Source organism: Candidatus Moraniibacteriota bacterium (assembly GCA_016699385.1).
In the GTDB taxonomy this organism is placed as follows: Bacteria; Patescibacteriota; Minisyncoccia; order Moranbacterales; family UBA1568.
The window spans coordinates 167,480-191,969 of record CP064974.1; the positions used below are offsets into that span (position 1 = coordinate 167,480).

Below are 24,490 nucleotides of genomic sequence, written 5' to 3' on the forward strand. Positions count from 1 at the left end.
AAAAGAAAGCTGTGATGTAAAGATGAACAAATCTTCGTTCTTGTTTAGCAATGTATGTTTGTCAAAAAAATCGGTATTGATTTGGGGACGGCAAATACACTTGTCTTTGTCCCGGGGCGGGGGATCGTCGTGAACGAGCCTTCGGTGGTTGCTGTTTCTGTTGGGGAAAACAAAGTGCTTGCGGTCGGTAATGAGGCCAAGGAAATGATTGGGCGGACACCAGACACGATTGTTGCTTCGCAGCCTTTGCGGGATGGCGCTATTGCGGATTATCGAATTACCGAGGCGATGCTCCGGTATTTTATTGGGCTTGTGTCTGGTCGGTTTCGGTTTTTTCGTCCAGAAGTAGTGCTTTCTATCCCAGCAGGGGTCACGTCGACGGAGCGTCGCGCCGTGGTGGATGCGGCGATTAAAGCGGGCGCCAAATCTGCCTATGTCGTGAAGGAACCGATACTCGCTGCAATTGGCGCGGGTATCCCGATTCATACAGCGCAGGGGAATATGATTATCAATATCGGTGGTGGCACGTCGGAAATTGCTATTATTTCGCTGGGGGGAATTGTTGCAGCGCATTCGGCCCGAGTTGGCGGCAATCGTATCGATCAGGCGATATCAGACTATATCAAGCGCAAATATAGTATGGCAATTGGGGAGCGCACGGCAGAAGAAGTGAAGATGACGATTGGTTCTGCGATTGCACTTGTGAAAGAAGAACATTTCGATTTACGTGGGCGCGATCTGATGGGAGGGCTTCCGAAAACACTCACGGTTTCATCGAACGAGATCACGGAAGCGATACAGGATGAACTTCGCGAGATTATCAATGTGATTAAGCATGTGCTCCAAGAAACTCCGCCTGAGCTTGCGGCGGATATTATGGATAAAGGTATGATACTCTCGGGAGGCACAGCGCAGCTCAAGAATTTGGATCAACTCATCGCACGGACGATTGGCGTTCCTTGTTTCGTTGCCGATGATCCGGCATTTTGCGTCGCCAAGGGTACAGGAATCGTTCTTGAGAATCTGGATATATATAAGCGAAGCATTATGATTGGGAAATAATTTTCTTATGATTATCGGCATTGATGCTTCTCGGGCTTTTCTTGTGAAGCGGACGGGCATCGAGGAATATTCCTATCAAAGTATCAAGCACTTGCGAAATGAACTTGCGAAAGAGCAAGTTGTTTTGTATGTGCGGAAAAAGCAAGTGATTGATTTTGATATTCCGGAAATGTGGCGTGTGCGGGCGCTCGGATGGTTTCGTTGCTGGACGCAGGGGAGGCTCGCGCTGGAGATGCTCTTTCACCCTCTTGATGCGCTCTTTGTTCCGGCGCATACGGTGCCGTGGATTCATCCGAAAGAGACGATTGTGACGGTGCACGGGCTTGAGTACGAGTTTTGTCCCGAGGCGTATTCGTGGTGGGAGCGAATCTATATGCGGTGGTCTATCAAAAATTCTTGCCGATGGGCATCGAAGATTGTCGCCGTTTCGGAGAATACAAAGAAGGATCTGATTTCTTTGTACAGAGTGCCAGAAGAAAAGATAGAAGTTATTTATGAAGGAGTCTCTTGTTTCAAACTGAGGGCGAATAATAATCAGTGTGAATCAAATTCCAAAATAAATTCCAAACATCAAATCCCAAAACCATATTTTTTATTCATCGGAAGAATAGAAGCGAGGAAGAATATAGCGAGAATGATTGAGGCATTCGATATGTTTAAGAAGAAATGCGGAACGAATCACAAACTTGTCTTGGCAGGGAAACCTGGGTATGGGTATGAGACAGTCGCGCACCAAGTGGCGCATGCCAAATATCGAAACGATATTGTTGAGCTGGGATACGTGAGTGAAGAAGAGAAATGGCAACTCTTGCGAAATGCCGACGGGTTTCTGTTCCCATCGCTCTATGAAGGGTTTGGGTTGCCTATTTTGGAAGCACAATCAGTTGGAGTGCCGGTCCTTACATCGAGCACATCATCGCTCGTGGAAGTTTCGGGTGGAGATGGGGCGGTTTTTGTTGATCCTTTGGATGCGAGAGATATCGCTCGAGGAATAGAGAAGCTGGCTTTGGACAGAGGATTTCGCAGTGCTATAATCGAGAGTGGCTCGAGGAACGTAGCCCGGTTCAGCTGGGAAAAGTGCGCGGGGGGGATTGCTGAGGCGCTTACGGGAAAATGAAAACCCCCGTTGATGTTTTCTCGGGGGTGTAAGTTATTCTTAGCGGCGTTCTAGCTAGTGTTGCTTTTTATTCCTCTCTGTCTCTTGAAGTTTACACAGAGTAGACAGAGTAGGGAGAACGTTTCTGAGTGAGAACGTGATCATGCTTCCGAAGAACGCAATAAGAGTTAGTATTTCACGTGTTTCATAGCTCGTGTCTCTATATACGTAACGGACAACGCCGGCGATTATTAAAGAGGAAATTATATCCAAAATAAATTGACCGTTGTCTTTCCAGAAATCTTTCATGAGATCTCTCCTGGTTGTTAAACTGCCATCTGCAATTTCAGACTTTCGAATACATCACAGATATGGAAAAAAGTCAATATATTCTGAAGGGGATGAGAAATATTGGGAAGGTGGCGCTCGTGCATGACTTCTTGCTCTATCGTGGCGGGGCGGAGCGGGTGTTGCGAACTTTGGCGGATATGTTTCCAGAAGCGCCGATATATACGCTTCTCTATGACCGCGAGGGGATGCAGGGGATGTTTGCCGACCGAGAGGTGCGGACATCGTTCTTGGGGGCGTGGCCGAAATTTCTGCAGAGGCGGCATCGGTGGCTGTTGCCGTTCTATAGTGCGGCGACGGAAGCGATTGATGTGCGGGATTTCGATGTGGTTATTTCGTCGTCGGGCGCATGGGTCAAAGGAATTGTCACGCGACTTCGCACGAAGCATATCGCTTATATTCATTCGCCGATGCGATTTGTGTGGGATGAGAACGAGCGATACCTTCGCGAGAGCGGCGGCTTTCACTTTTGTAAACGTATGATGTTGTCGCATTTGCGGCTCTGGGATTTCGAAGCGGCGGCACGACCGGATGTGCTCGTTGCCAATTCTCGCTATACACAGGCTCGTATTGAGAAATACTATCGACGTCCGTCGGACGTGGTCTCTCCACCGGTTCGCAGATTGACCTCGACAGAACCGGCAGCGCTTGATATGCGAGATCGTCCGTTCGTTACCGTGTCGCGTCTCTCAAAATACAAGCATACCGAAGCGATTGTGCAAGCTTTTGCAGAGCTTCTGCTTCCGCTTGTAGTGGTTGGTATGGGGCGAGAATTGGCGCGGCTTCAGCGTATTGCTCCGCCAAATGTGCGATTTCTCGGTGATATATCAGACGATGAACTGGGTACGGTACTTGGGAAAGCGCGGGCATTTGTTTTTGCTGGGGAAGAAGATTTCGGACTTGCGCTTGCTGAGGCGCAGATGGCGGGGCTTCCGGCAATTGCACTCGCTTCTGGTGGAGCAAGAGAAATCGTGGAGGAAAATGTTTCGGGAGTGTTCTTTGCTGATCCGGATGCGCAGAGTGTCATTGAGGCGGTGCAAAAATATATCAAGCGAGAGTCGTCATTTGATACAAATGAGATACGAAAGAACGCCGAGCGATTTTCAGAATGCCATTTTCAAGAATGCATGGCGGATGTTATTCGGAAAGTTGTTGGATAATCTTCAATTTGTGAAGACACTATGATTATCGGACACGAAGCAATTCGAGATCGACTTCGACGTGCGACTGAGAAACAGTGCGTGGCACAGACGTACATATTTGTTGGTCCGGAGAGCGTCGGGAAGTTGGCAGTTGCAGTTGAACTTGCTGGAGAACTGCTTGGAAGTGCGTCGATTTCTGATTGTGCAGTTATTCGACCAGAGCGAATTGAAGAAAAAGGAAAAGTGAAGGAGCTTCCTATAAGTGTCAAAATGATTCGCGAGGCGACACATACGCTCGGACTTTCGGGGCGTGTCGGGACGGGGAATGTACTCATTGTGGATGATGCGCACAAGATGTCGGAGGGGGCGCAAAATGCGTTTTTGAAAACACTCGAAGAACCATTTCCCGGGGCGACAATTATTTTGGTGACGTATAATGAGGGAGGAATGCTTTCGACGATTCTCTCGCGGTGTGAGCGAGTTTCATTTGCACTTGTTACTGGGGATGTTCTCGCAGAATCATTTTCCGATGTTCCGGAGACGATTCGCCAACTAGGTCGTCCCGGGCTATGCGCGTCTTTCCGAGAGAATCCGGAAATGTTTGCGGACTCTCTGCGGAGATTGGACATGCTTCGGGGATTTGCTTTGCTTTCACTGAGTGATCGTGTGATGCTGGCAGACGCTTGTACAAACGATATTCCTGGTGCGGAACGCCTGCTTGCTTGGTGGATGAGCGCATTGAATCGTGAGATGCTGACTGTTCCTCATACCTATGAACGGCGGGCATTGCTCGAGCGACTTCATGCTGTTGCAGCGACACTTCGTGATTTGCGACGGTTTCCCGGGAGTGCTCGATTGATATTGGAACAACTTTTTTTCTTTCGAAAAAGCGTCTCGCCACTTCTGATGCAACGCATGACAAAGAGTCAGTTTTTTGGATAGAGAGCAGAGTATTATGGGATTTTTCAAAACAAAAAAAACACGTGGATCTCAGGCAATGATTTTACGACCGAAACGGAGTCGACTGTTTCGTGGTGCGAATCGTGAACAGCAGAGAACTGTTTCTCAGCATCATCAACGATCCTGGTCATTGTGGACTGTCGGGTATATATTTCTTTGGGCATCATTTACCGGATTGGTGATTTTCGTATTGTTCTTCTCGTCACTTTTGCGTCTCAAGCAAAAAGACATAGCCCCGATGGAACATGTCTCAAGAGGTGATGTGGCAACAGTGATTGATAGCGTGCTTTCGGGGAGCTCTTTTGGTATTATTCCGAATGATACGATGCCTGTTGCTTTCATTCGAAAGTATATTATGGAGCGGAAACTCCTTAATGCCTTTCCAGTGTTTCGGAGTGTGACGGTTTCATTTCTTTTCCCTTCGACGATTGTCTTGAAAAGTGAGGAGCGAAATACGGCATTCGTACTCTGTTCTGGCGGACCCTGTTTCTTCGTTGACGAAGAGGGTGTCGCTTTTGATGCCGCTCCTGCTCCGCATGATCAGGGTGTGACTGGAATGCTTACTGTTGTTGATACGTCAGCAAAGCCAGTTTCGCAGAAAGACATGCTTCTTTCTGAAGATTTCTTGCGGAGCTTCCCATCTTTGCAACAAAAGCTCCGCGATGAACTCGGTCTAGAAATATTTTCGGTAGCTGAAACACCATCGCGTTTCTCTGATGAGTTGTGGCTTCGGAGTACTGATGGATGGGAGCTTCGCATGAGTGCGACGGTTCCACTCGAAAAATCGATACGTGCCCTTCGCCTTCTCTTTGCAAAGACATTGCTGGAAAACAATCGAAAAAATCTCGACTACATCGACCTTCGCACGGAGAATCGCATTTTCTATCTCTTGAAGGGTGATGAACCGAAAGAAGGTATATCTCCTCTAGACACAGAGAGTGTTTCCGAAAACAAGACAAAGAAGAAGAAATAAGAAGTACTTCTTTTTTGATTCTACTGTCCGGGCACTTTGTCCACGTAGAAGATAAAGATGGAGTCGCCAGCGCGACCAACGAGGGAGCTCTGTGGAATCCAGGAATAGTTGATGGATCCTTCCGATTGCGGTTTGTAGATGCTCTCTTGGTAGAATCCGGCAGAGACAGCATACCAGCCGGGTTCAGGCGTATTGTCGCTGTGCCAAGATTCGTACATGTTGCCTAGGAAATACTCCGGGTTTGATCCGCCGAAATAGTCGACGCGGATTTTTTGTATTGGCACTGCAGTGGGGAGACTTTTTCCATTCGTGAGCGCTTGACATTCGTTGGAGGCCTCCTGATTGCCGTCTACGCAGAGATTGTAAGTATCTACCCAGTTTTTCAAGCGCTTCACATCTTGTCCCCAGTCGTAGTTGGAATCGGTGACATATTTGTAGCCTTCGGTGTGGCCACCCATTGCGGTGTTGAAATACGAGAGATAGCTCGGGTAGGCAAAGACGGGTATGAGAATAATCCAGCAGGTGAAGATAAAAATGAATCCGCGCATGATGCTCCAGGTTGTGTGATTGCCACGGTGACGCTTCCAGTAGTCAAATACGGCTTTGGTTCCGAGCACGTAGAGGAAGGGAAGGATTGGGAAGAGATGTCGGAAGCCGATATTGAGATTGCCCGTGATGCTGAGGTAGCTGTAGAGTGCGACGAAACCAAGCATGGTGTATTGCGCGATATGCGATTGGAAAGAATGTGCAATCGTGCCTGACCATGTTTGTCCGGATTGCCTGTCTGAGTGCGCGACTTTGGTGATGCGACGGAGTCCGTAGAGAAGTCCAAATCCGAGTATGGCGAGAAACGGAAGTGTTGCCTTCATGAGAAAGACGGCGGGGAAATAGAGCGCCGTTGCCTGATTGGAAACTGTGCCGAGGAAGTAGTAGGTATTGCCGCCGGAGACGCGCGCAAATACCATGAAGACGCCGAGGAAATATTGTGCGAGCGGTTTCATGAGGGGGATATTGCTCATGCTGACGATGGTCGACTCGGCAATACGACCAACAGCGCGGTCATTGGGGAATTGTGCTCGTGCAATTTCTTGCACAGTTTCCGCGGGCATATTCCAGGTATTCGGAATATAGAGTGTCCAGATGGCGATGAAGCACACGGCGACAGACCCGGCAAACTTGAGCACAAGAGAAAAGAAGAATTTCCATCGCCATGCTCGTCGATCCGATTCTTCAACCGTATTAGGGCAGGATTTCGAGAGGGCATAGAGGATAACAATGAGCCCAAAGAGAGGGAAAAGTGTGACGGCAGAAAACTTGGCGAGATTGGCAAGTCCAAGGAAGAGACCGGAGAGGATGGTGTTTTTTGCAGATGGATCTTTGAGAAATCGGACGAAGAAATAGACGGAGAAGAATACGAATGCTGCAATGCCGATATCGGTCGTGACGAGGTGATCGTGCCCGAGGACATTTGGGTCGGCGGCATAGAGGAGGAGTGCAAAGAGTCCCGCTACCGTTCCGGCGAGTTCGCGTGTCCATCGAAAAATGGCAAAACCAAGAAGGAGTGCGATGAGGATAATCGGGATGCGCGCAAAGAAGGTGAGTTGGTCGGGATTGTTTCCCATACCAAAGAGGAACTCGTCGCCAAATGTCCATTGGGCAAATCCCCATGCTTGTGCCGGACCCTCGGGATGCTGCGCAGGGTCTATTCCTTCGTCGCCTCTGGTCCAGAGTGTGCTTGGGACAGGAAATTGTGGCAATGGAGAAATAAGCAACATAGCGAGCCCTGAGAGGTCCTTGATAAGCGGAGGATGCTCGGGATTGATGCGCATATCGAGATAGCGTACATAGCTGTAGGATGCGGGGATATGCGCCTTTTCATCCATGGTGGTCGAGTCGTCCCAGGCGAGGCGGAGTGAAACAGCAAAAAGGATGATGAGTATTCCCGCGACAAACCACATTGCCTGCTTTTTGAAGAGTTGCATAACTGAATGAATGAAAAGTAAAAGACTGTATCCGCGCGCGTACCTTTTGAGAGTCGGTTTATTTCCTTGGTATTTTAAATGAAAGTGAATTAAGAGGTGTGTGTTTTTCGGAAGAAATTCTTTTTTATTTGTCTCCGCTTGCTCCGAAAGGCACAAAAAATAATTTCTTCCGAAAAATGTGAAGCAGTGAAGTTTTCGAGAGTGTTTTTATTATCTTATCACAATTACCCGGAAATTCTCTGGCGAATTTTCTCGAAAGGGAATAGTTTTAACGGTTGATGCTGGAAATGCTACTTGGACTTTCCTGGCAATATCGTCGTCCCATTTTTGTGGGATAATGACGGCGGGTACTTTGAGAGTTGTGTCGGGCATGAGAAATTCCGGCGTGCCTTTTGCTGAATCATGAGTAAGGAAGAGAATCGGCTGTGCCGTGACAGGGAGACCATTGTCGATGGTTTTTCCTCCTGCATTTGCGAGGACATAAACATGTGTGTCGCTTGGCAAGGTATTGATATAGCGCGCCATAGCGGTGAAACCTTCATTGAAGGCACCTCGAGCATTCGCATTGTTTGTAAAGAAGAGGAAATATTTACTGACATTCCAAAGAGGAATCAACGCGATAATGGTTCCGACAAGGAGCATCATACCAACTTTTGAGCCGGGCTCGCGATTCCGGAGCCATTCACCAAGCCAGAGAAGGGGGATACTGGCAATGAGGAAGACAACAGGCTGTGTGCCAATGGCGCGGAGTGCATGTGGGAGACCTTCTTCGGTAAGGAATTCGGGAACAAGCATGGTGAAAAACCAGCCGAGCAAGAAAATCGAAATCATAAGTTCGCGGTTTCGCTCGGTGTGTTTCCATCGCCTCTTGGCGAGGAGATAGATGCGCATGATGAGGAAGACAAACCCGGCAAGGAAAAGGGTGCCACTGACGAAATCAAGCAGCGGATAGGGCGGATAGTTATGTCGCCAATTCATATCGCCGACAAAAGTGTATTTGATGAGAGAGAGGCTCAGTGTTTTGGCAAAGGTGAGTGCGAGGTGACCGTGATTCACGTCGGGTGAGAAAATCGAAATCGATGCCGATCGCGACGAAAGATATTCCGGATGTGTTGCAAATTCGTAGATAAGTGGCGCAGCGGTGACGAACATACCAATGGTAAATGCAAGTGCGTGTTTCCAATAGCGCTTCAAAAACTCTCGGTAAGACGCCATGCACCCGAGCGCTACAATGAAAAGAATGAGTGGTGCGACGCGGAAGGCAATATAGGTATGAAAGCCGATACCGAATATAAGGCCGCTCACGAGAAACGCAAGCAAGCTTTTGGTGCGAAGACCTCGGAAGAAGAAATAGAATGAGAATGAAAGAATGAGTGGCACCATGATGGCGCGAAATCCAATTCTCGAAAAGTTAATCGCCCAATAGGAAAACGTGATGAGAAATGCGGAGAAAAGTGCGACGCTTCGTTTCTGCCAGAGCTCTTTGGCAAGGAGATAGACGCCGAGAACCGTTGCTGTGCCGCATATCGCCGAGAAAAGCTTGAGCGCCGCGATATTGACGCCGAAAAAGAGCATTGCAAGCGCCTCAAGGTTGATATAGAGTCCCTCGCGGCCGTTGTTATTGGGGTAGAAGAGCTGATAGTTGCCGGTCTCATTGGCATGAATCGCATCGACGCCGTTCATTGCTTCGTCTGGATAGAGCCCAGCTGGGATATGTTCGATATTCCAAAATCGCAGAAAAAATGCGGTCGCGAGCAGAATAATGAGTATAGACGTTGCGAGGAGCTTTTCTGCTGTAAAAAAATACCCGAAGAAATGTCGTCGCATAGTGTTGGTGTTCTATTTGTGTCTTGACTTTTCGCTCGCGCGTCTCGTCGGCGCATTCAAATGATGGTATAATTATACCACGAATTATTTTTTTGTTTTCAGTATGTCCATGGAGCAGGAAACTGATATATCCATCGAAAAAAAGGCACGAGGGAAAAAGGGAACTTCCGGAACGAACCCGGCAGTTGCTAGTGTGAATGTTTCTAGAAAAGGTGATGTTCCTGTGACTCTTTCGACTTCTGAAAATGAAACACTCAAATACTCCAAGTCAGTTAATGGTGATATGCAAAAAAAAGAAATTGATCGTGTATTGAAAAACAATGTGCAAATGGAACAAGTGATAGAACTCGAAAATGGAATACAGGATGCTCGACGACAGGCAGAAAAAGAAGCTTTGGAAAAGCTTCTTCCGAAGTTGAAAGATTTGTTCCCGAATGATTGCAAACGCTTAGTTCGCAGTGGTAAAGATAAAACCGTAGTTGAGTCTGCAATGCCAGTCTCTCAGGATGATCTTATAGAGAAATTTTTAAAAAAACACTCGAGTGAAGTATGTAAAAACCTTTTGAAAGGAAAATTAGGAAATATAGCAAAGATAATCTTTACTTTCTTCAAAAGTAGTGACTTTACACAATTCCTTGGACTTAAAACTGATAAGGAGAAAGAAATGGAGAAACACCGCGTGAAAAAGCTGCTTAAAGAACAAGGTTTAAACGAATGGTCAAATGAAACGGAACCCCAGAAAGCAGGCTCTGGTACTAGGAGAATAGTTGATGATTTGGAAGAGATGCGTAAGACGAATGGAGATGATGCGGATATGTCTTCGAATGATGGCGATGCTCAAGGTAAGGATATTGCAGAAGGAGATCAAGAGGTAAAGAGTGATACGAATGGCGGATACTTTGGGGCGCCAGATTATAAGGAAGCAATTGATGATGTGACGCAAGAAGAACAAGAGAGTATAGAAAAACTCAAGCAGATTAGGGGTGTAAAAAATTTCGAGGAACTTTTGATGCTTTTGGATGATCCGGACTTCCCGGGTATTCAGGGGTCGAAACAATTTTATTCTGGTGATGATTTGAGAAGAATTGTCGCGGGAGCTCGAGAAATGGGGGTGACGAATTTTGTGACGAGTTCTCAAGGGTTGCGTGATACAGTGGAGCGTCTGTTGCATCAAGAAAAAGAGGGGAAGATTGAAGCTATGAAAGAAGATGGTATTGTGGAAGGTTTTGGAATGGTTGGTGGTGATTCGGGAGTTGAAGATTCCTCGGAAACAGGGGATGAAAATGCTCTTGAAGATGAATATTTCCCTCAAGGAGAAGTGTCCACACAAGAACTGCATAGTCGTGCTCAGGAATTGAAGAGTGAAGCTGATGCAGCTCGGGACGATTATTTGAAATTAAAGCATCGAAATGAGTCGAAATGGTTGGCGGTCAAGAGAGCACTGTTTGCATCACGCTCCAAGGAACCGCCAAAGAACCTCGTGGACGAGTTGGCGGTCTTGGAAAGCAACTGGAAATATAAATTGACGCTTTATAAAAATGCTGTTGTTGAACTAGCGAAACGCGAATCGGAGGATCGAAAACTGGATGGAAAAGGAAAGGGCTTACTCATGGCGGAGGCGATTCGCGGGCTTGATTTTCAAGGATCGATTGAAAATTACAATGCCTGGAAAGATGCGGCATGGGGAAATAGGGAAGACTCCCGGTTTCTTCGCGGACTCGGTCGTGCGAAGGATTGGACGGAACAATACAGAGCGCTCGATTGGAAGAAGCGCATGGCGATTTCCGCGCTTGCTTTGGGTACAGGTGTTGCCGGGGTTGCCACGGGGTCTGCGGGATTGGTGGGTCTTGGTGTCGCGGGAAGCACGCTGATTCGATTGTTGGGGTCGTACGGCGTTGGACGTGTTTCATATGAGTATCTGGAGGGTCGAGCGAATAGAAAAACGGTTCAGTATCACGAGGCAGCACTCTCGAATATTGAGAAGATAGAAGATATAGGATTCTTGGAGCAGAGAATGAAATCGTATGCCGATCGTACACAAGAGAATCTCGATCGAGCAATCGCAGGAAATCGGAAGCGGGTCGTGACGAGTGTTGCACTTGGCACATTGCTCTTTGCTGGTGGATCGGCATTTGCTCATCATGGAGCGATACGGGAAGTTTCGGGAAAGGTTTCAAGTGGCTTTTCAAAGCTTCTTGAGCAAATGAAAATCATTACCGGAATCGAGGATTTTCACAGTGCTCCAATTTCACTAGATGCCTCTCCTCTCGATGTCTACAATGTCCCTCCGAGCGAACTCACCCCTTCTCAACCGAGTGTATCAGTTGATACAGGTGCTTCTCCTGCTCGTATTGCTTCAGGTGTGGGAAGTGTAGAGGTTTCCCCTTCCAGTGCGACGGAAGTCGTTCGTCAGGTGAGTCCTCCCGCATCAGAAAGTGTGAATGTTGGTGCTGGCATGAGAGAACTGGTTATCAATCACCAAGGCGGTTCCATTGAGGAAGTAATGAACAAAGCTGGTATTGACGGGGCGGAGAGTCATCGAGCGTATCTTCGTTTTTTGGAAGAGATGAAAAAAGCTGGAAAGAATATCGCTCAGCTCGATAACGTTCTTCAAAAGAGCATGCATATAGGGGATGATGTGAGCGTGATTATAAATCCGGATGGCACAGCAAGAATTTTGCAAATCACCCGAAAGTCGGGAGAGGCGATTCTTCAGAATATCACGGCACCTGGAGCGGGAGATATTGTCCACAGCGCGAGAATTGAACTGACTTCTCCTTCACCGCAGTCAAGTGCAGCTCCACTTTCGCGGTCAATTGCGCCGCCAACCCCTTCTCCTGACGTCGCTGTATCGAGTCCTCCTATTCCTGCCGAATCTATCCCTCAAGTGCCTCTCGAGTCGCTTGATATTTCTGCTCAGGGAAGTGAATATTTGAAGAATGTGGGTACAATAGTGAAAGAGAGGTTGACATTTCTTCCTCTCTCTCAGGGACAAAAGGATCTTATAGAAAGTATTTTTGGCGCCAGAGTTCCGGTTTCTGGGACTGAACCGACGCCGAGCTCTGTGCTTTTTGTGAAGGATTCGCTTGGGCGAGCACTTTTTCCGTCGGAAGATGTGGCACGTTGGATGCGGAATGATGTTGAATACATAAAAGAGAAAGTGAATAGAGCTGTGTACGCTGGTATTGTTCGCATCGGTGGCGAATCACTTCGCATTGGCAAAGTAATTTCACCAGGTGAAACCGTCGGAAGCTGGCTTACAAAAATGGCGAAATATATTCTTACCCATCCGCTTGAGTCGAAAAAATAAACATAACTTCTGTCTTTAACTTTTCATCTATGCCACTTTCTATTGAGCAACTTAAAGCCGACCTTGTGAAAGAGTTTGGGTTGGAGAATTTGCCAGAAGCAAAGCAACAGGAGTTGCTTGATATGATGACGGAGACGGTGATGAAGCAGATTTTTCTCGCGCTTGGAGAAAAGATGGGTGATGAGGGTGCGGATGAATTCGATGCGTTGATGAAATCGGGAGATCAACAGAAACTGGAGGCGTTTATCAAACAGTACGTGTCGAATCCAGATGCGTTTGTAAAAGGAATTGTCACGGAGTTTCGTGATGCAGTGAAGAACGGTGGAATACCGGCAGATTCGATTTCTGGGAAGCCTGCTTGATGTGTGTGATGAACTCTTGCATGAAAGAAAGTGATTCGTGTCTTTTTATTCTAATATCTACACGCTATGTTTTCTGAAGATGGAAATGAGCACATGGACTCCAGACGCAAAAAGCCTGATGATGCGTTTGATTATCGAGGCACTCCTGAGGATAAAGCTGACTTCGAGGTGTTGGCAGCAGAGAATGCTGCGGAAAGATTACGAAGGGAAAGGGTTGAAGAAATTCAGAAGATACAGGAGGATTTTGATATCGATACGGAAAAAATACACCAGGAGCGCATTCATATCGAAGGAAAAAAAGAGGTTGATATTCTACAAGAGAAGGTTGAGAGGTTGAAAAGAGAATATAATGCTGAAACAACCTTACGGAATAAGTATGTAGATGCCGAAAGAAACCGTGGATTTCTGAGAAAGGCATGGGAATTTTTCTTTGTTCCGCGCAATGCTTCTACTTCGGATCGACTGAATATCATTGCTTTGGATGAACGTGTTCGGCAAAGTCTCTCGGCATATCGAGCCGCTAAAAAAGAGCTTGAAGATGCGGAGTCATCAATATCGAAGGATAAAGAATCGCTATCTTGATTTATGAATACGGGTATGTGTTCAGGGTTGATGTTTCTCGGAATACAATTGAATGGTCGAGTCTAATTTCTTAGTGTGATGATACTTATGCCGGAAGAAAAAACTATTATCGGGGTACCGGAGGATGTTGCAGAAAAATTGAAGTCTGATGATGTAGAAAATGTCCGAGATATTTTGGATGTTCCTGGGAGGCAATCAGAGTTGTGGGTGGACGGGAAAGCAGAGAAGCATGTGGATGCTCAAGAGAGCGCATCGGAGTATGAACGCAAGTTGAGTGAAGTGCAGGCAGCAGCATCTGCCTCGGCGCAGACAACGACCACGAAGAATGATGATGTGAAGTTCGATGCCGATGCTATTCGTCATATGGAGGATGCTGCGGGGCGTGTACAAAAGCTGCTTGATCTTGCTCGTGTGAAGGGGGTAGCGCATGCTGTGTCGGTTGCGGAGCATATCGATGCCTATACTTTGGATATTACGCATGATCGCATTGCTGACGAGCTCTCGGATGAACTTCGTAAACAAGGTCTGCTTGATGACGCCAATGAATGATAGATGGATGATGGGAACGAATGTCTTTTATGGAAACAACTTTTGATTTCAATTTGATTCTTATTCCCCTCCTCTTTGCGATGGGGGGATTGGCGGCGCTCTCGGGAGTGTTGTTAGTTATTCGAACCCTTCTCTTTTTTCGTGCGCGCATCAACCGATCGCTCAATATGGACTTGGAAACGATTCAGGTGTCGAAGCCGGCGGATCGGAAGGGTGAATCATTGCGTCCCGATGAGTGGAAGGAAGAGATTGGGGCTATGGAGCAACTCTTGGTGTCGCTGCAGTCTTTTCGTGGGATGAAGCACAGGTTTAATCCTCTCTCGGATATCAAAAGATTCTTCTATGGACCGCCAGCAATTGTATTTGAGGTGGCAAATCCCGAAGGTGATGAGGAGATGACATTTTTTCTTTCGGTGCCGAGGAAGTTTCGGGAAGGTATTGAGAAACAAGTGCACAGCTTTTTCCCGAATGCCTTTGTAGAGAAGGTGAAGGACTACACTATTTTTTCTCCAAAGAGCTTTTCGTCTGTTTCGACGCTATCGCTCGCGAAGAGTCCAGCGCTCCCGATACGGACCTATGAATCACTCGATGTTGATCCTCTCAATGAGATTTCCAATTCTCTGAGCAAGCTTTCCAAAGAAGGTGAGGGTGCAGCAGTGCAGATCATTCTTTCTCCAGCCGGTACGTCATGGCGCTTGGAGGGGCGGCGAATTGCGCATGAGATGCAACAAGGGAAACGTCTCGCGGATGTATATCACGAGTCGCCATTTTTGCACTTTCTCGGATCGGCATTTGTATCGCTCTTTCATGCAGCGACTTATACTGACAAACCAGGAGAAAAACCCGCCGATAAACCTCTTGTTCAACTGACGCCGGAGGAGCAAGATTTGGTGAAGGCGATTGAGCGCAAGGTGTCGAAGGCTGCCTTCCATGTCAATGTGCGTCTGCTTGCAGCAGCGGCTTCACAAGAGCGCGCTGATCAAATACTTGCGACGATGGAAAATGCCTTTGCACAATTTGAATATCCGGAAGCAAATCTTTTCCGTACACAGCGTCTGCGTGATCGCTCGGCAAAGCCGGTAATTTTTGACTATATCTTCCGCTCTTTTCGTTCGGAGACAGCATTTCTCTTGGGTGTGGAAGAAGTGTCGAGTCTCTTTCATTTTCCTATTTCAACGACCGAGACGCCGAATATCAAATGGCAAAAGGCAGGCTCGGCGCCACCACCACCAAATATTCCGAAAGAAGGGATTCTCTTGGGACACAATGACTATCGTGGCGTGAAGACGGATATTCGTCTAGCAACATCTGATCGTCGACGTCATCTCTACTGTATTGGACAGACTGGTGTTGGAAAGTCCGTGTTTCTCCAAGAAATGGCGAAGCAGGATGTCCGTAATGGGCGAGGTTTGTGCTTCATTGATCCGCATGGTGATGCTGTGCAGGATATTTTGGCAGCTGTTCCGAAAGAGCGAGCTGAGGACATTGTGTATTTTGACCCCGCTGACACAGAGCGTCCTTTTGGGCTCAATATGCTGGAATTCTCTCGTCCCGAGGAAAAGACATTTGTTGTAAATGAAATGATTAATATCTTTGGGAAGCTCTATGATTTGAAGCAGACCGGTGGACCGATGTTTGAGCAGTATATGCGGAATGCCATGCTTCTTATTATGGAAGACCCAGCGACTGGCTCGACGCTCATGGAAATATCGAAGGTGCTTGCTGATCCGGATTTCCGACGGATGAAGCTTGACCGATGTAAGAATCCAGTCGTCTATGATTTCTGGGTAAAAGAGGCGGAGAAGGCGGGGGGTGAGGCGTCGCTTGCCAATATGGTGCCATATATCACGTCGAAGCTCACGCCTTTCGTGGCAAATGACATGATGCGCCCTATTATTGCCCAGCAAAAGAGCACACTTGATTTCCGTACACTCATGGATGAGAAGAAAATCATCCTCCTCAATCTCTCTAAGGGCAAACTTGGGGAAATAAATAGCCATTTGCTCGGCATGGTCGTAGTGGGGAAGATTTTGATGGCGGCACTCTCGCGAGCAGATATACCCGAGGCAGATCGAAAAGACTTCTCTCTCTATATTGATGAATTTCAAAACGTCACGACGGACTCTATCGCGCAAATTCTTTCCGAGGCACGAAAGTACGGACTCAATCTCATCATAGCGCATCAGTTTATCGGGCAACTGTCAGAAGATATTTCAAAGGCGGTCTTCGGTAATGTGGGATCAATGGTTTCGTTTCGAGTTGGCCCCGAGGATGCGGAATTTCTCGAGAAACAATTTGAGCCGATTTTTTCTGCGCGCGACCTTGTGAATGTTGACAACTATCATGCTTTTGCTCGACTCCTCATTAACAATCAGTCTACCAAGCCGTTCAATCTCTTGGTCTATCCTCCGACCTCTGGCGATGAGGAACTCGCGGGGCATCTCAAGGAGCTCTCGCGTCTGCGCTTCGGTCGCGACGCTGATGTCGTCAATCGCGAAATCATGGAGCGGACAAAGTTGGTAGGCAGTCTTTCATAGTAGATACTCCCCAATTAAAAGCTGAGAGATTTTGAGGTGGACTATGTATCAGTTCGCCTTTTTCTTTGGGAGAAATGAAAGGAAAGAGGCGAAGTCCTCTTGGGTGAGTACGCCAAGGAAAGAAAGTATTGCAAGGTAGCCGATGCTGAGGATAGTGGCGGGTATGAGAAACGCGATGGAGGATGATGGGAAAAACTGTGTTGCAAAGAAAAGCAATACGCTTCCTATGAGGATGCGGATACTCTGAGAAATATTCACGGGCGTGCGGATATACACTTGCATAAATGCAAGTGTCGCGAGGGTGATAAGTATAGAACTAATCGTCGTCGACCAGGCGGACCCAATGATGCCAAAGCGCGGAACAAAGAGAAAGTTAAGTGTTGCATTGAGTATGGTGCCGGCAATCGCCATCCACATGGCGAGCCGGGTATGTCCGAGTCCCATGAGTCCGGAGGAGACGATATAGAAGACGGTGAGGAATGAGAGTCCGCCAACGAGAATACGGAAGGCGTCTATTGCTCCCGTATATTTCGTGCCAAAGAAAAGGGTGAGGGTCGGCTCGGCATAGGCAAAGAGGAGGATGAAGAGTGGGATGAGTATGATGCTCGCATAGCGGAGTGATTGCGACATGAGGCGAGACACTTTTTCTGGATTGCCATCGCTTTTGAGTTTGGCGAGTGCAGGGAGGAGAACGATAGAGAGCGCGTAGAAGAGGTAGTAGGGGAGTCGCCCAAGGGTGAGTGCGGCATTGTAGAGACCGGTTTGCACGTCGTCATGGAGGAGCGCCTTCACGAGGTAGAGATCGATAGAGATGAAAATTTCGTAGAAAAGCAGAAAGAGCGTAATGGGCCAGGCGGAGGAGAGGAGGAGTCGCCAGGGAAATGTTTGCTCCGGTGCATCGTTTCCAATTTCTTTGAATGAGTCGGATGACTTTTTGTCGAGATAGAGTCCGAGGAGAAAGGTGCAGAGCGGGACGAGTATATACCCAGCAAGAGCGCCATATATGCCAAAGGCAAAAACAAGGGAGACAATGAGTATGATGCGGAGTAGTGCGCGCGTCATTTTGAGAGTGGCCTGGGTGCGGAAGCGGTGAATGCCGGTGAAGTAGTAGAAATAGAATGATGAGGCGGCGAATGCGGGAATGATGAGCGCTGAAAATGCAAAGAGTGGCGTGAGTGAGGAATCTCCCAAGAGGCGCGCAATGAGTGGCGAGATGAGGAAGAAGACAATAGTGACGCCTCCAATAAGAAAAAACTGGAGTCGCGCGCCTGTTTGTTTGATGATGCCAATCATGCGGGGCGACTTTTCGAAGTACTCACTCAAATAGCGCGACATGGCAGTTGGGATGCCGTTTCCGATGAGGATGATGACGGTGGTCGTGAGAGTAACAACGAGGGCGTATCGCCCGTAGTCCGCGGGTCCCAAAATACGCCCGGCGACCGCGTGAATCACATAGCCAGAAATATTAAAGAGCACTTCAGCAATCGTGAGCCAGATGAGTGATTTCGAGAGAGAGGTTGACATAGATATCATTTTATTGTAGCTTTCTGGTAGTTATTTAAACCTATCCAACTATTCTACAGGAGGAATATCATGACGAGAGAAAGTATTGAGAGAGTGTGGAGCTTCGTTTCTCGGAACAAGGAAAATCTCGAGAGACTGAGAGATATTTTGTTGGTGTCAGTGATGTCTCTTCTGTTTGTGAGTTTTCTTACTAGAAATGTCTTGATTTCTATTGTTTGCACCGCACTTTCTTTTTTGCTTGTCGCAACTTCTGTTCTCATTCTGCAAATCCGTCAAAGCAGAAACGTCTCGATCAGTGAGAACTAACATCTGATGTCCAACGCGAGGAGCTGAAATGAAATCAATATTCTTTTTACTGATTTCCCTGTTGTCATTTTTTGGCTTCTGGATTGTGGCAATCATTGGGTTGCTGCTGATTCTGCTTCCTCTGTGGTTATTAATTGCTCCTTTCTGGGGCGGGGAGGAATGGATTCGGAGACGCATAATCAATCTTTCGAGCTCTGAAATTTAAGGATAGACTTGGCAATAAATATCCTGGGAAACAGAGTCTTTGTTTTGGCTGGCATCAATTTCAATAAGATGCCAGCTTGTTTTTTTCTCTTCGAGGAGGGCGAATTTTTTTTGGAGATATTCTCTGCCTTGTTCTGGGACGCGATCGCGTTTCATGACTTCTTCGGGAGTGATACGGAGGGAGAAGGCGATGTTGGGATGAGGAATAAGCGTAGCAAGTGAGGTGAAGTATTTTTGTGGAGACTTTTCGTTGCTCAAATATTCGAGGTTGATAATCGAATCGTAGAAATAGCGGTCGGAAAGGAGGAAATCAATCCTATTTTTCTCGAGCTTCTTTTGGAAGAATCGGAAACGAAAGATATCGATGAGAAGAAATATTTTGCGGAGGAAGAGTGAGAAAAAAGAAACCTTCGTGATGGCGGATTCTTTCCCGGGGATAAATGTTTTTTCGCCTTTGAGGAATCTGCTTATTTTGTTTGCCAAGGAGAATTCGATGGCGTGGAACACGGCGACAGAGTGCCCTTCGGACTCAAGGTGTTCTTTGAGGAGAGCAAGTTGCGTGGACTTGCCCGATCCGTCTATGCCAGTGAAAGTGATGAATTTCATGGTGAGCTTAGTACATGATAACGGCAACAGGCTGGAGGCGGGCGACGGGGATGGCGATGCCGTTTTCGCGGACACTTGCGACGACATCGTCGGCTTGCTTGTAGTGTGCGGAGTCTTGCTCGATAACCTTTGATGAGCGTCCATTGTAGAGTCGGACACCTTTGGTCGCGAGCTTTTGGTCGAGCTCGGTTTTGTTTTTTGGTACAACTGTGTCGGTTTTGTCTTTGGATTTTCCGGCGCCGTGATTAGCGGAAAAAAAACTGGATTCATTTTCGTCTGTACCGACGCCGAGATAGGCCTCGGTTGACATAGATGTCGGCATGAAAGCAGGTTCACCGGTCTCGCGGAATACCGGGTGATCGCTCATGCGCGATGGTCCATAGGCGCGACTCGTGCCATTTCGGTGGACCCAGATATTTTTACCGAAGTGCTCTTCGCGAGAGACGAGGATATGTGGCATGTCGTAGAGGAGGTCGAATTCCGGATTGCGATTGAGAACACTCTTAATTGTTTGTGAAATATTGTGTGTGATGACCGCACGATTGGCGTGGGCGAAATTGGAGCAGGCATTGCGTGCTGCCAGGTAGGTTTTGCCATCTTCGCCGTCGCCATCAAAGGTAATGAGAGGTTCTTTCTTGCCGAAGTCGGACTCGCGAATTTTCCGAGCGATTTCATCTATCGCTTTCCGGTGCGGCGTGTTCCAGAAAAATCGCCCGATATTCATCATAATTGCCGTCGAGAGATGCTCGCGTTTCTTCGCGGTGTACATATACATAGTATATTGTCCCAAGATGCCCGAACCGCAATGCACCATGAAGAGATAGTCGCCATTTTTGATACCGAGCTTCGCTGCCTTGTCACTGTCTTCAATGCCAGTCACTTTCATAAGATCGAGGAAGTGATTGCCGGCGGCGCCGAGGACACCGGAGCGAAACTGCGCGAGGAAGAGGAAGAATTTCGGAATAATATGGTAGATATCTTGTCGGGAGAGCTCGCGGTCGAAGAAATTGCCTCGGTCGAGAGAGTTTTCGGCTTCGTGGACTGTCTTGATACCGAGGTGCTTGATGAGTGGCTTGATGCCTTGCCGGCAGATGTCGGTGATGATATGGAAGGGGAGGAATGTACCGAGATAGGCTTTGGTCGGCACTTTTGACACGAGTGCTTCGAAGAGGGTGTCGATGTCTTTCGGTGAGAAATTCGATTCGTTGAGGTTGGTGCGAACAAGCCGCATGCCACAGGCGGGGTCGGAGTCGTTCACTTGCGGCAAGATATATTTTTCGGAGGCGACAGTGGTGCCGGTTGCATTCTTGCGTCCTGGTTTGGAATGCACGTCTGCCATCGCCGCGATGTGATGGAAACACGCGTCGTTTGACGCGACACTCTCGAGTTGCTCAAGTGTTGATTCGCTCGGCATGAGGCTCTCCTGTACGTGAAATACCACTGGCACTTTCATCTTGCCCGTCTTCATCTCGCGCTTGTAGGGGGAGTGTTTCTTAATTTTGTAGAGAAGAGACATAAAATAATGGAAAGATATTTGAGAAGGATTCCATGGTCTGCGTTATTGTTGTATGTTAAACAGCTTTTTGAATCCAGCTGTATTGACGAAATAATTTTGCTTATTTCGAGTGAGATTCGCCTTTATATTCCTTAACTGATTCGAGAGTTTTCCATTCTTTGAATGTTTTTCGTTAGTAAATAAATTAAAATACATTCCATCCAAAAATGAAACATAATGAATTTTCACATTGTTTTCACTGAAGCCAATGAGAGATATTATCTCGTTTATTTGTTTATCCTGACCACCACCACCTTCTTTCATATGTTTGTGCTCCACTATGAAAATATCATCCCCGTCTTTTATAAGGAAATCTGGCATCTTTTGATCTTTCTTTTTGCTCCATAGGAATCTTATTCCATGATGCTGGAGAAATCTTTTAAAAAGTTTTTTCCCTTTTTTATCTGCTTCAATATACTTTTTGCTACCCTGAGAAGTGAACTCTTCGAGTGTTTCATCATCTGATTTTTTGTAGCCAGCCGTGCTTAGAATTCTTGATACCTTACGAATGCCAAGACCCCCACTTTCCTTGTGAGCTTTTGCATCTTTACTCGCTTGTAATGTGACTGGAGTGTAGCCATATGACGAATAAAGCGAGTGTCTTAACTCTATGTATTTTTCAATAATACTTTTTAGAATGTCATACTGTTCTTCTGTGTCCATCTTCTTGAAAAGGCTGTAAGAAACATCTGCAACTGGCCAAAAAGAGACAAACTCGGAATAATTTATACTTTTGCATTGTATGATAGCCGATATTTTTTCGAGCGCTTTTTCAGCTATAAAGTCTTCCTGGTGTTTTCTTGCAAAACTATATGTCGAGATACTTTCGATTAGATCTAAATTTTTTCTCATCGCATCTGTTGGGATCTTTGCATCTTCTGATATGATAAGACTCCCATTTTTCAGATAGAATTCGTCCACGATTGGCTCTGGATGAACGAGCGAAAATTCAAAAATCTCCCTATTGCCGATGTAACCCATATATTTATTTAAAACAGTCTTGATTTTAAATTTGGACAGGCAATCTCATAAGCATCTTCTAAGAATGCTCTTGCTGTGAGATAATCAAGACGTCTCCTTCTTTCCCCATTTTTTTTGTTCCCTTTGAACGGGGATAGAAGGACATCGCGAGTTTTTCTTCTAAAGTCGAGAAGTGCAATATTACTGTGCTCGATTATTTTTTCAACGATAGCGTTATTCTCCACGCCGACTTCAATGACGGTTATCAATCTTGAACTATATTTTATGTCGGCTAAATCGTAGTCTATTTCTTCAGGCTTCATAAAGGAGATTGGCTTTTGTGGATTTGTTGTATCAACAGCTCTTAGTGCAATCCGACCCTTTGGGGCGTTAAATTTTATGGGAATATTCTTGTGAGGTGTTCGTCGAAATTTTTCGAAATACCCAAGACTACCAATGTATTCATCGTTCTTATAGACAGAGATGTGCTCATGCGATTTGTAAGTATTGTCAAAACAGATGATACAAATGGGATTCTCTGTATCATCAAACAAGGGATCTTCGATTATTGTTATACTTACCAGTCTGTTCTTTGGGACATTTGAGTTGATAAATGTTTCTGGCACAATCATGATACCAAAATCGTTCCCCATGCATTTCTCAATAGCTAGTTGATAGATATCGTCGTAACTACAAATATCAAAATATTTGTGTACGTTTTCATATATTTTTTTTCTCTTAGCGCTATAATTCGTTAGATACGGTGGATTGGTAATAATTAACGAATTCTTTATCTTTGGGATGTGGAGAAGACTATCATTCACTTCCCACCCCAGACCTTTATCTATATCAAAACCCTTGGTATTGCTAAAGCCAATTTGCTGGGCCATCCGCAAAAGGTCTCCAGCTCCAGCGAATGGATCGAATGCAATAGTTGTTCCTGTAGATTTAATAAACTCCAAAATGTGGGCTTTAATCCAGGAGTTGTTCTTTGTAAAAAATTGTCCTAGACTGCGCTTTTTGATGCCCGTGCTCATACTTTTTTGTTAACGGTAGTGTCATATTTCGGACATTTCAAACAATTGAGGAGGATATTTGTCAGGATTTGTATAGTCTCTGATATTTCCCTGCTGTTTCCTTGAGGTCAAAGTACCTCTCCACAAACGCCCTCGCACTCGTGCTGAGGGCTTTTCTTTTCTCTGGATTGGCTTGCAACGCCTGAATAGCGCTCCAGAGGGCATTGCCATTGTCACGAGGAATGGTAGCAGAAAATCTCGGATTTGAGAACTCTTGGAAAAGAGGAAGGTCGGAGAGGATGACCGGCTTCCCACAGGCATAGGCTTCGAGGATAACGAGCGGCACGTCGAATTTTCCGTGCATATTGGTGACGGGGAACGTGATGATATCGGCAACATTGTAGAGTTTGGCAACATCGAAAACCGTGTCGCTGAATCGGACGTATTCGAGGACGCCAGCACGCTCGAGTTTTTCCTGAATCTCTTCCTTCTTCTTTCGGTCGGCTTCATTCTTGATGCGAAGAGCGAAGAGGAATTTTAGATTCTCGCCTTCGCGGGAATGACGAACAATCATGTCGACAATCATATCGGTCGCACCGAGGCGGGCGTATTCGCCGACATAGGAGATGATGAAATCGTCGGGAGAGAGGTCGAGTTTTTTGAGAGTTTCTGTGTCTTTTGGTCTCGGAGAAAATCTTTCAAGGTCTATTCCCGGATATATTCTTTCCACATTTGAGAACCCTATCTTTTCGAGTTTTGTTTTTGAAAGATCTGTGTAGGTGACCAGTCGGTCGGCAAAGAACATGTCTCTCCATTCTCGCTCACCCCAACGCTCTTCGCGCAGTGTGGCAATTGTTTGAATCGTTCGCGGGCGTTTCCATGTGAAGTTCTTAAGGAGAAACGAATTGAATGGGGTTGGCGTGAATAGATAGTGGACGATGTCGAAGTGGTGGCTTTGCGTAAAAAGAAACAGCGCGAGGCGCGCTTTCGCTTTGAAATCAAAATGTCCGTCCGTAAAAATCGGGTGTTGTATGCAATTTTCCCCCAATCCCTCGAGTGTTTCATCGGAAGTGAGGAGGTGAAATTCGACGTGTGGATTTTGGATGCTTTTGGCAAGGAAATAGGCGAAGTTTTTCGATGCTTCATCCCACGGCGGCACTAAGGGGCGTGTAGCCAGGAGAATGCGCGTTTTCTTTTTGGGAAGCGACATACGTTATCTTTTATAAATTTCTTTCTTTTTGCTGAGCTCTTTACTCTCCTTATTTACATCGCTTTCGGTCCAGACACGTACGGTGATTGGTTGTTTGTCGGGATTCTTGGCGAGTATGGTTTGTCCACTCGTGCCACTGAGAGTGAATGACGCAGATTCAGTGACTGTGTCGCTCTCATGTATCTCGTAGAAGAAGACGCGTGTCGGACCGAAATTTGAAACAGTGAAACTTGCATCGGTTTCTTGCTGTGAAGCAAATGACAATGACCACCAGTCGGAATTCGTTGGGTCGGAGAGAAAGGCTTCACGAAAAGAAAGCATGATGAAAACGATTGAAAGAGCGAGTGCGGTAATGAGGAGTATATTTTTTTCTTTCATA

The 24,490-nt window shown here is 46.6% G+C and carries 19 protein-coding genes; 10 read left to right on the top strand and 9 right to left on the bottom strand.

All coding sequences use genetic code 11. From position 1 onward, the window contains the following. Nucleotides 1-54 precede the first annotated feature (54 nt). From IPJ67_00715 to IPJ67_00735, 5 genes are all read left to right on the top strand, one after another. Nucleotides 55-1,062 (top strand): rod shape-determining protein, encoded by a 1,008-nt coding sequence (locus tag IPJ67_00715; protein QQR77658.1) that lies wholly within the window; start codon nucleotides 55-57, stop codon nucleotides 1,060-1,062. Nucleotides 1,063-1,069: 7 nt separating this feature from the next. Continuing rightward, entirely contained in the window at nucleotides 1,070-2,179 is a 1,110-nt protein-coding gene (locus IPJ67_00720; protein QQR77659.1) for a glycosyltransferase family 4 protein, read from the top strand. Between the two features lie 350 nt (nucleotides 2,180-2,529). Further along, the gene (locus tag IPJ67_00725) at nucleotides 2,530-3,666 is read left to right on the top strand and encodes a glycosyltransferase (GenBank protein QQR77660.1); all 1,137 of its coding nucleotides are present in this window, start codon (nucleotides 2,530-2,532) and stop codon (nucleotides 3,664-3,666) included. A 21-nt stretch (nucleotides 3,667-3,687) separates the two neighbouring features. Continuing rightward, a complete protein-coding gene (locus IPJ67_00730; GenBank protein QQR77661.1) occupies nucleotides 3,688-4,590 on the top strand; it encodes a hypothetical protein in 903 nt (300 codons plus the stop codon). A 55-nt stretch (nucleotides 4,591-4,645) separates the two neighbouring features. Next, a complete protein-coding gene (locus tag IPJ67_00735; protein ID QQR77662.1) occupies nucleotides 4,646-5,581 on the top strand; it encodes a hypothetical protein in 936 nt (311 codons plus the stop codon). Between the two features lie 20 nt (nucleotides 5,582-5,601). Here the strand turns inward: IPJ67_00735 and IPJ67_00740 are convergent, their stop codons facing one another. Together IPJ67_00740 and IPJ67_00745 are read right to left on the bottom strand one after the other, a co-directional pair. Beyond that, nucleotides 5,602-7,563 carry a glycosyltransferase family 39 protein gene (locus tag IPJ67_00740; protein ID QQR77663.1) on the bottom strand — a complete coding sequence of 654 codons (1,962 nt, stop codon included), beginning with the start codon at nucleotides 7,561-7,563 and terminating at the stop codon, nucleotides 5,602-5,604. A 210-nt stretch (nucleotides 7,564-7,773) separates the two neighbouring features. Next, nucleotides 7,774-9,390 (bottom strand): glycosyltransferase family 39 protein, encoded by a 1,617-nt coding sequence (locus tag IPJ67_00745; protein ID QQR77664.1) that lies wholly within the window; start codon nucleotides 9,388-9,390, stop codon nucleotides 7,774-7,776. Between the two features lie 103 nt (nucleotides 9,391-9,493). On the opposite strand from IPJ67_00745, the gene IPJ67_00750 reads away from it, so the two are divergent. The 5 genes from IPJ67_00750 to IPJ67_00770 all read left to right on the top strand — a co-directional run bounded on the left by IPJ67_00750 (nucleotide 9,494) and on the right by IPJ67_00770 (nucleotide 16,730). Then, nucleotides 9,494-12,700, top strand: coding sequence for a hypothetical protein (locus IPJ67_00750; protein QQR77665.1), 3,207 nt, complete (start codon nucleotides 9,494-9,496; stop codon nucleotides 12,698-12,700). Nucleotides 12,701-12,729: 29 nt separating this feature from the next. After that, nucleotides 12,730-13,062, top strand: coding sequence for a hypothetical protein (locus IPJ67_00755; GenBank protein ID QQR77666.1), 333 nt, complete (start codon nucleotides 12,730-12,732; stop codon nucleotides 13,060-13,062). 66 nt (nucleotides 13,063-13,128) lie between these two features. After that, nucleotides 13,129-13,644: a hypothetical protein gene (locus IPJ67_00760; protein ID QQR77667.1), complete on the top strand. Its 516-nt coding sequence runs from the start codon at nucleotides 13,129-13,131 to the stop codon at nucleotides 13,642-13,644. An 87-nt stretch (nucleotides 13,645-13,731) separates the two neighbouring features. Further along, nucleotides 13,732-14,193: a hypothetical protein gene (locus tag IPJ67_00765; protein QQR77668.1), complete on the top strand. Its 462-nt coding sequence runs from the start codon at nucleotides 13,732-13,734 to the stop codon at nucleotides 14,191-14,193. A gap of 29 nt (nucleotides 14,194-14,222) precedes the next feature. Next, nucleotides 14,223-16,730 carry a type IV secretion system DNA-binding domain-containing protein gene (locus IPJ67_00770; GenBank protein ID QQR77669.1) on the top strand — a complete coding sequence of 836 codons (2,508 nt, stop codon included), beginning with the start codon at nucleotides 14,223-14,225 and terminating at the stop codon, nucleotides 16,728-16,730. A gap of 48 nt (nucleotides 16,731-16,778) precedes the next feature. On the opposite strand, the gene IPJ67_00775 is transcribed toward IPJ67_00770, so the two are convergent. The 7 genes from IPJ67_00775 to IPJ67_00805 form a co-directional block, all read right to left on the bottom strand. Beyond that, nucleotides 16,779-18,254 (bottom strand): flippase, encoded by a 1,476-nt coding sequence (locus tag IPJ67_00775; protein QQR77670.1) that lies wholly within the window; start codon nucleotides 18,252-18,254, stop codon nucleotides 16,779-16,781. A gap of 507 nt (nucleotides 18,255-18,761) precedes the next feature. Beyond that, a complete protein-coding gene (locus tag IPJ67_00780; protein QQR77671.1) occupies nucleotides 18,762-19,370 on the bottom strand; it encodes a hypothetical protein in 609 nt (202 codons plus the stop codon). A 7-nt stretch (nucleotides 19,371-19,377) separates the two neighbouring features. Then, nucleotides 19,378-20,886, bottom strand: a complete 1,509-nt coding sequence (locus IPJ67_00785) for an RtcB family protein (protein ID QQR77672.1) — start codon at nucleotides 20,884-20,886, stop codon at nucleotides 19,378-19,380. 42 nt (nucleotides 20,887-20,928) lie between these two features. After that, the gene (locus IPJ67_00790) at nucleotides 20,929-21,906 is read right to left on the bottom strand and encodes a hypothetical protein (GenBank protein QQR77673.1); all 978 of its coding nucleotides are present in this window, start codon (nucleotides 21,904-21,906) and stop codon (nucleotides 20,929-20,931) included. An 8-nt stretch (nucleotides 21,907-21,914) separates the two neighbouring features. Then, nucleotides 21,915-22,922 carry a hypothetical protein gene (locus IPJ67_00795; protein QQR77674.1) on the bottom strand — a complete coding sequence of 336 codons (1,008 nt, stop codon included), beginning with the start codon at nucleotides 22,920-22,922 and terminating at the stop codon, nucleotides 21,915-21,917. A 61-nt stretch (nucleotides 22,923-22,983) separates the two neighbouring features. Continuing rightward, nucleotides 22,984-24,111 carry a glycosyltransferase family 4 protein gene (locus IPJ67_00800; GenBank protein ID QQR77675.1) on the bottom strand — a complete coding sequence of 376 codons (1,128 nt, stop codon included), beginning with the start codon at nucleotides 24,109-24,111 and terminating at the stop codon, nucleotides 22,984-22,986. Between the two features lie 3 nt (nucleotides 24,112-24,114). Continuing rightward, nucleotides 24,115-24,489, bottom strand: a complete 375-nt coding sequence (locus tag IPJ67_00805) for a hypothetical protein (protein QQR77676.1) — start codon at nucleotides 24,487-24,489, stop codon at nucleotides 24,115-24,117. Nucleotide 24,490: the final 1 nt, after the last annotated feature.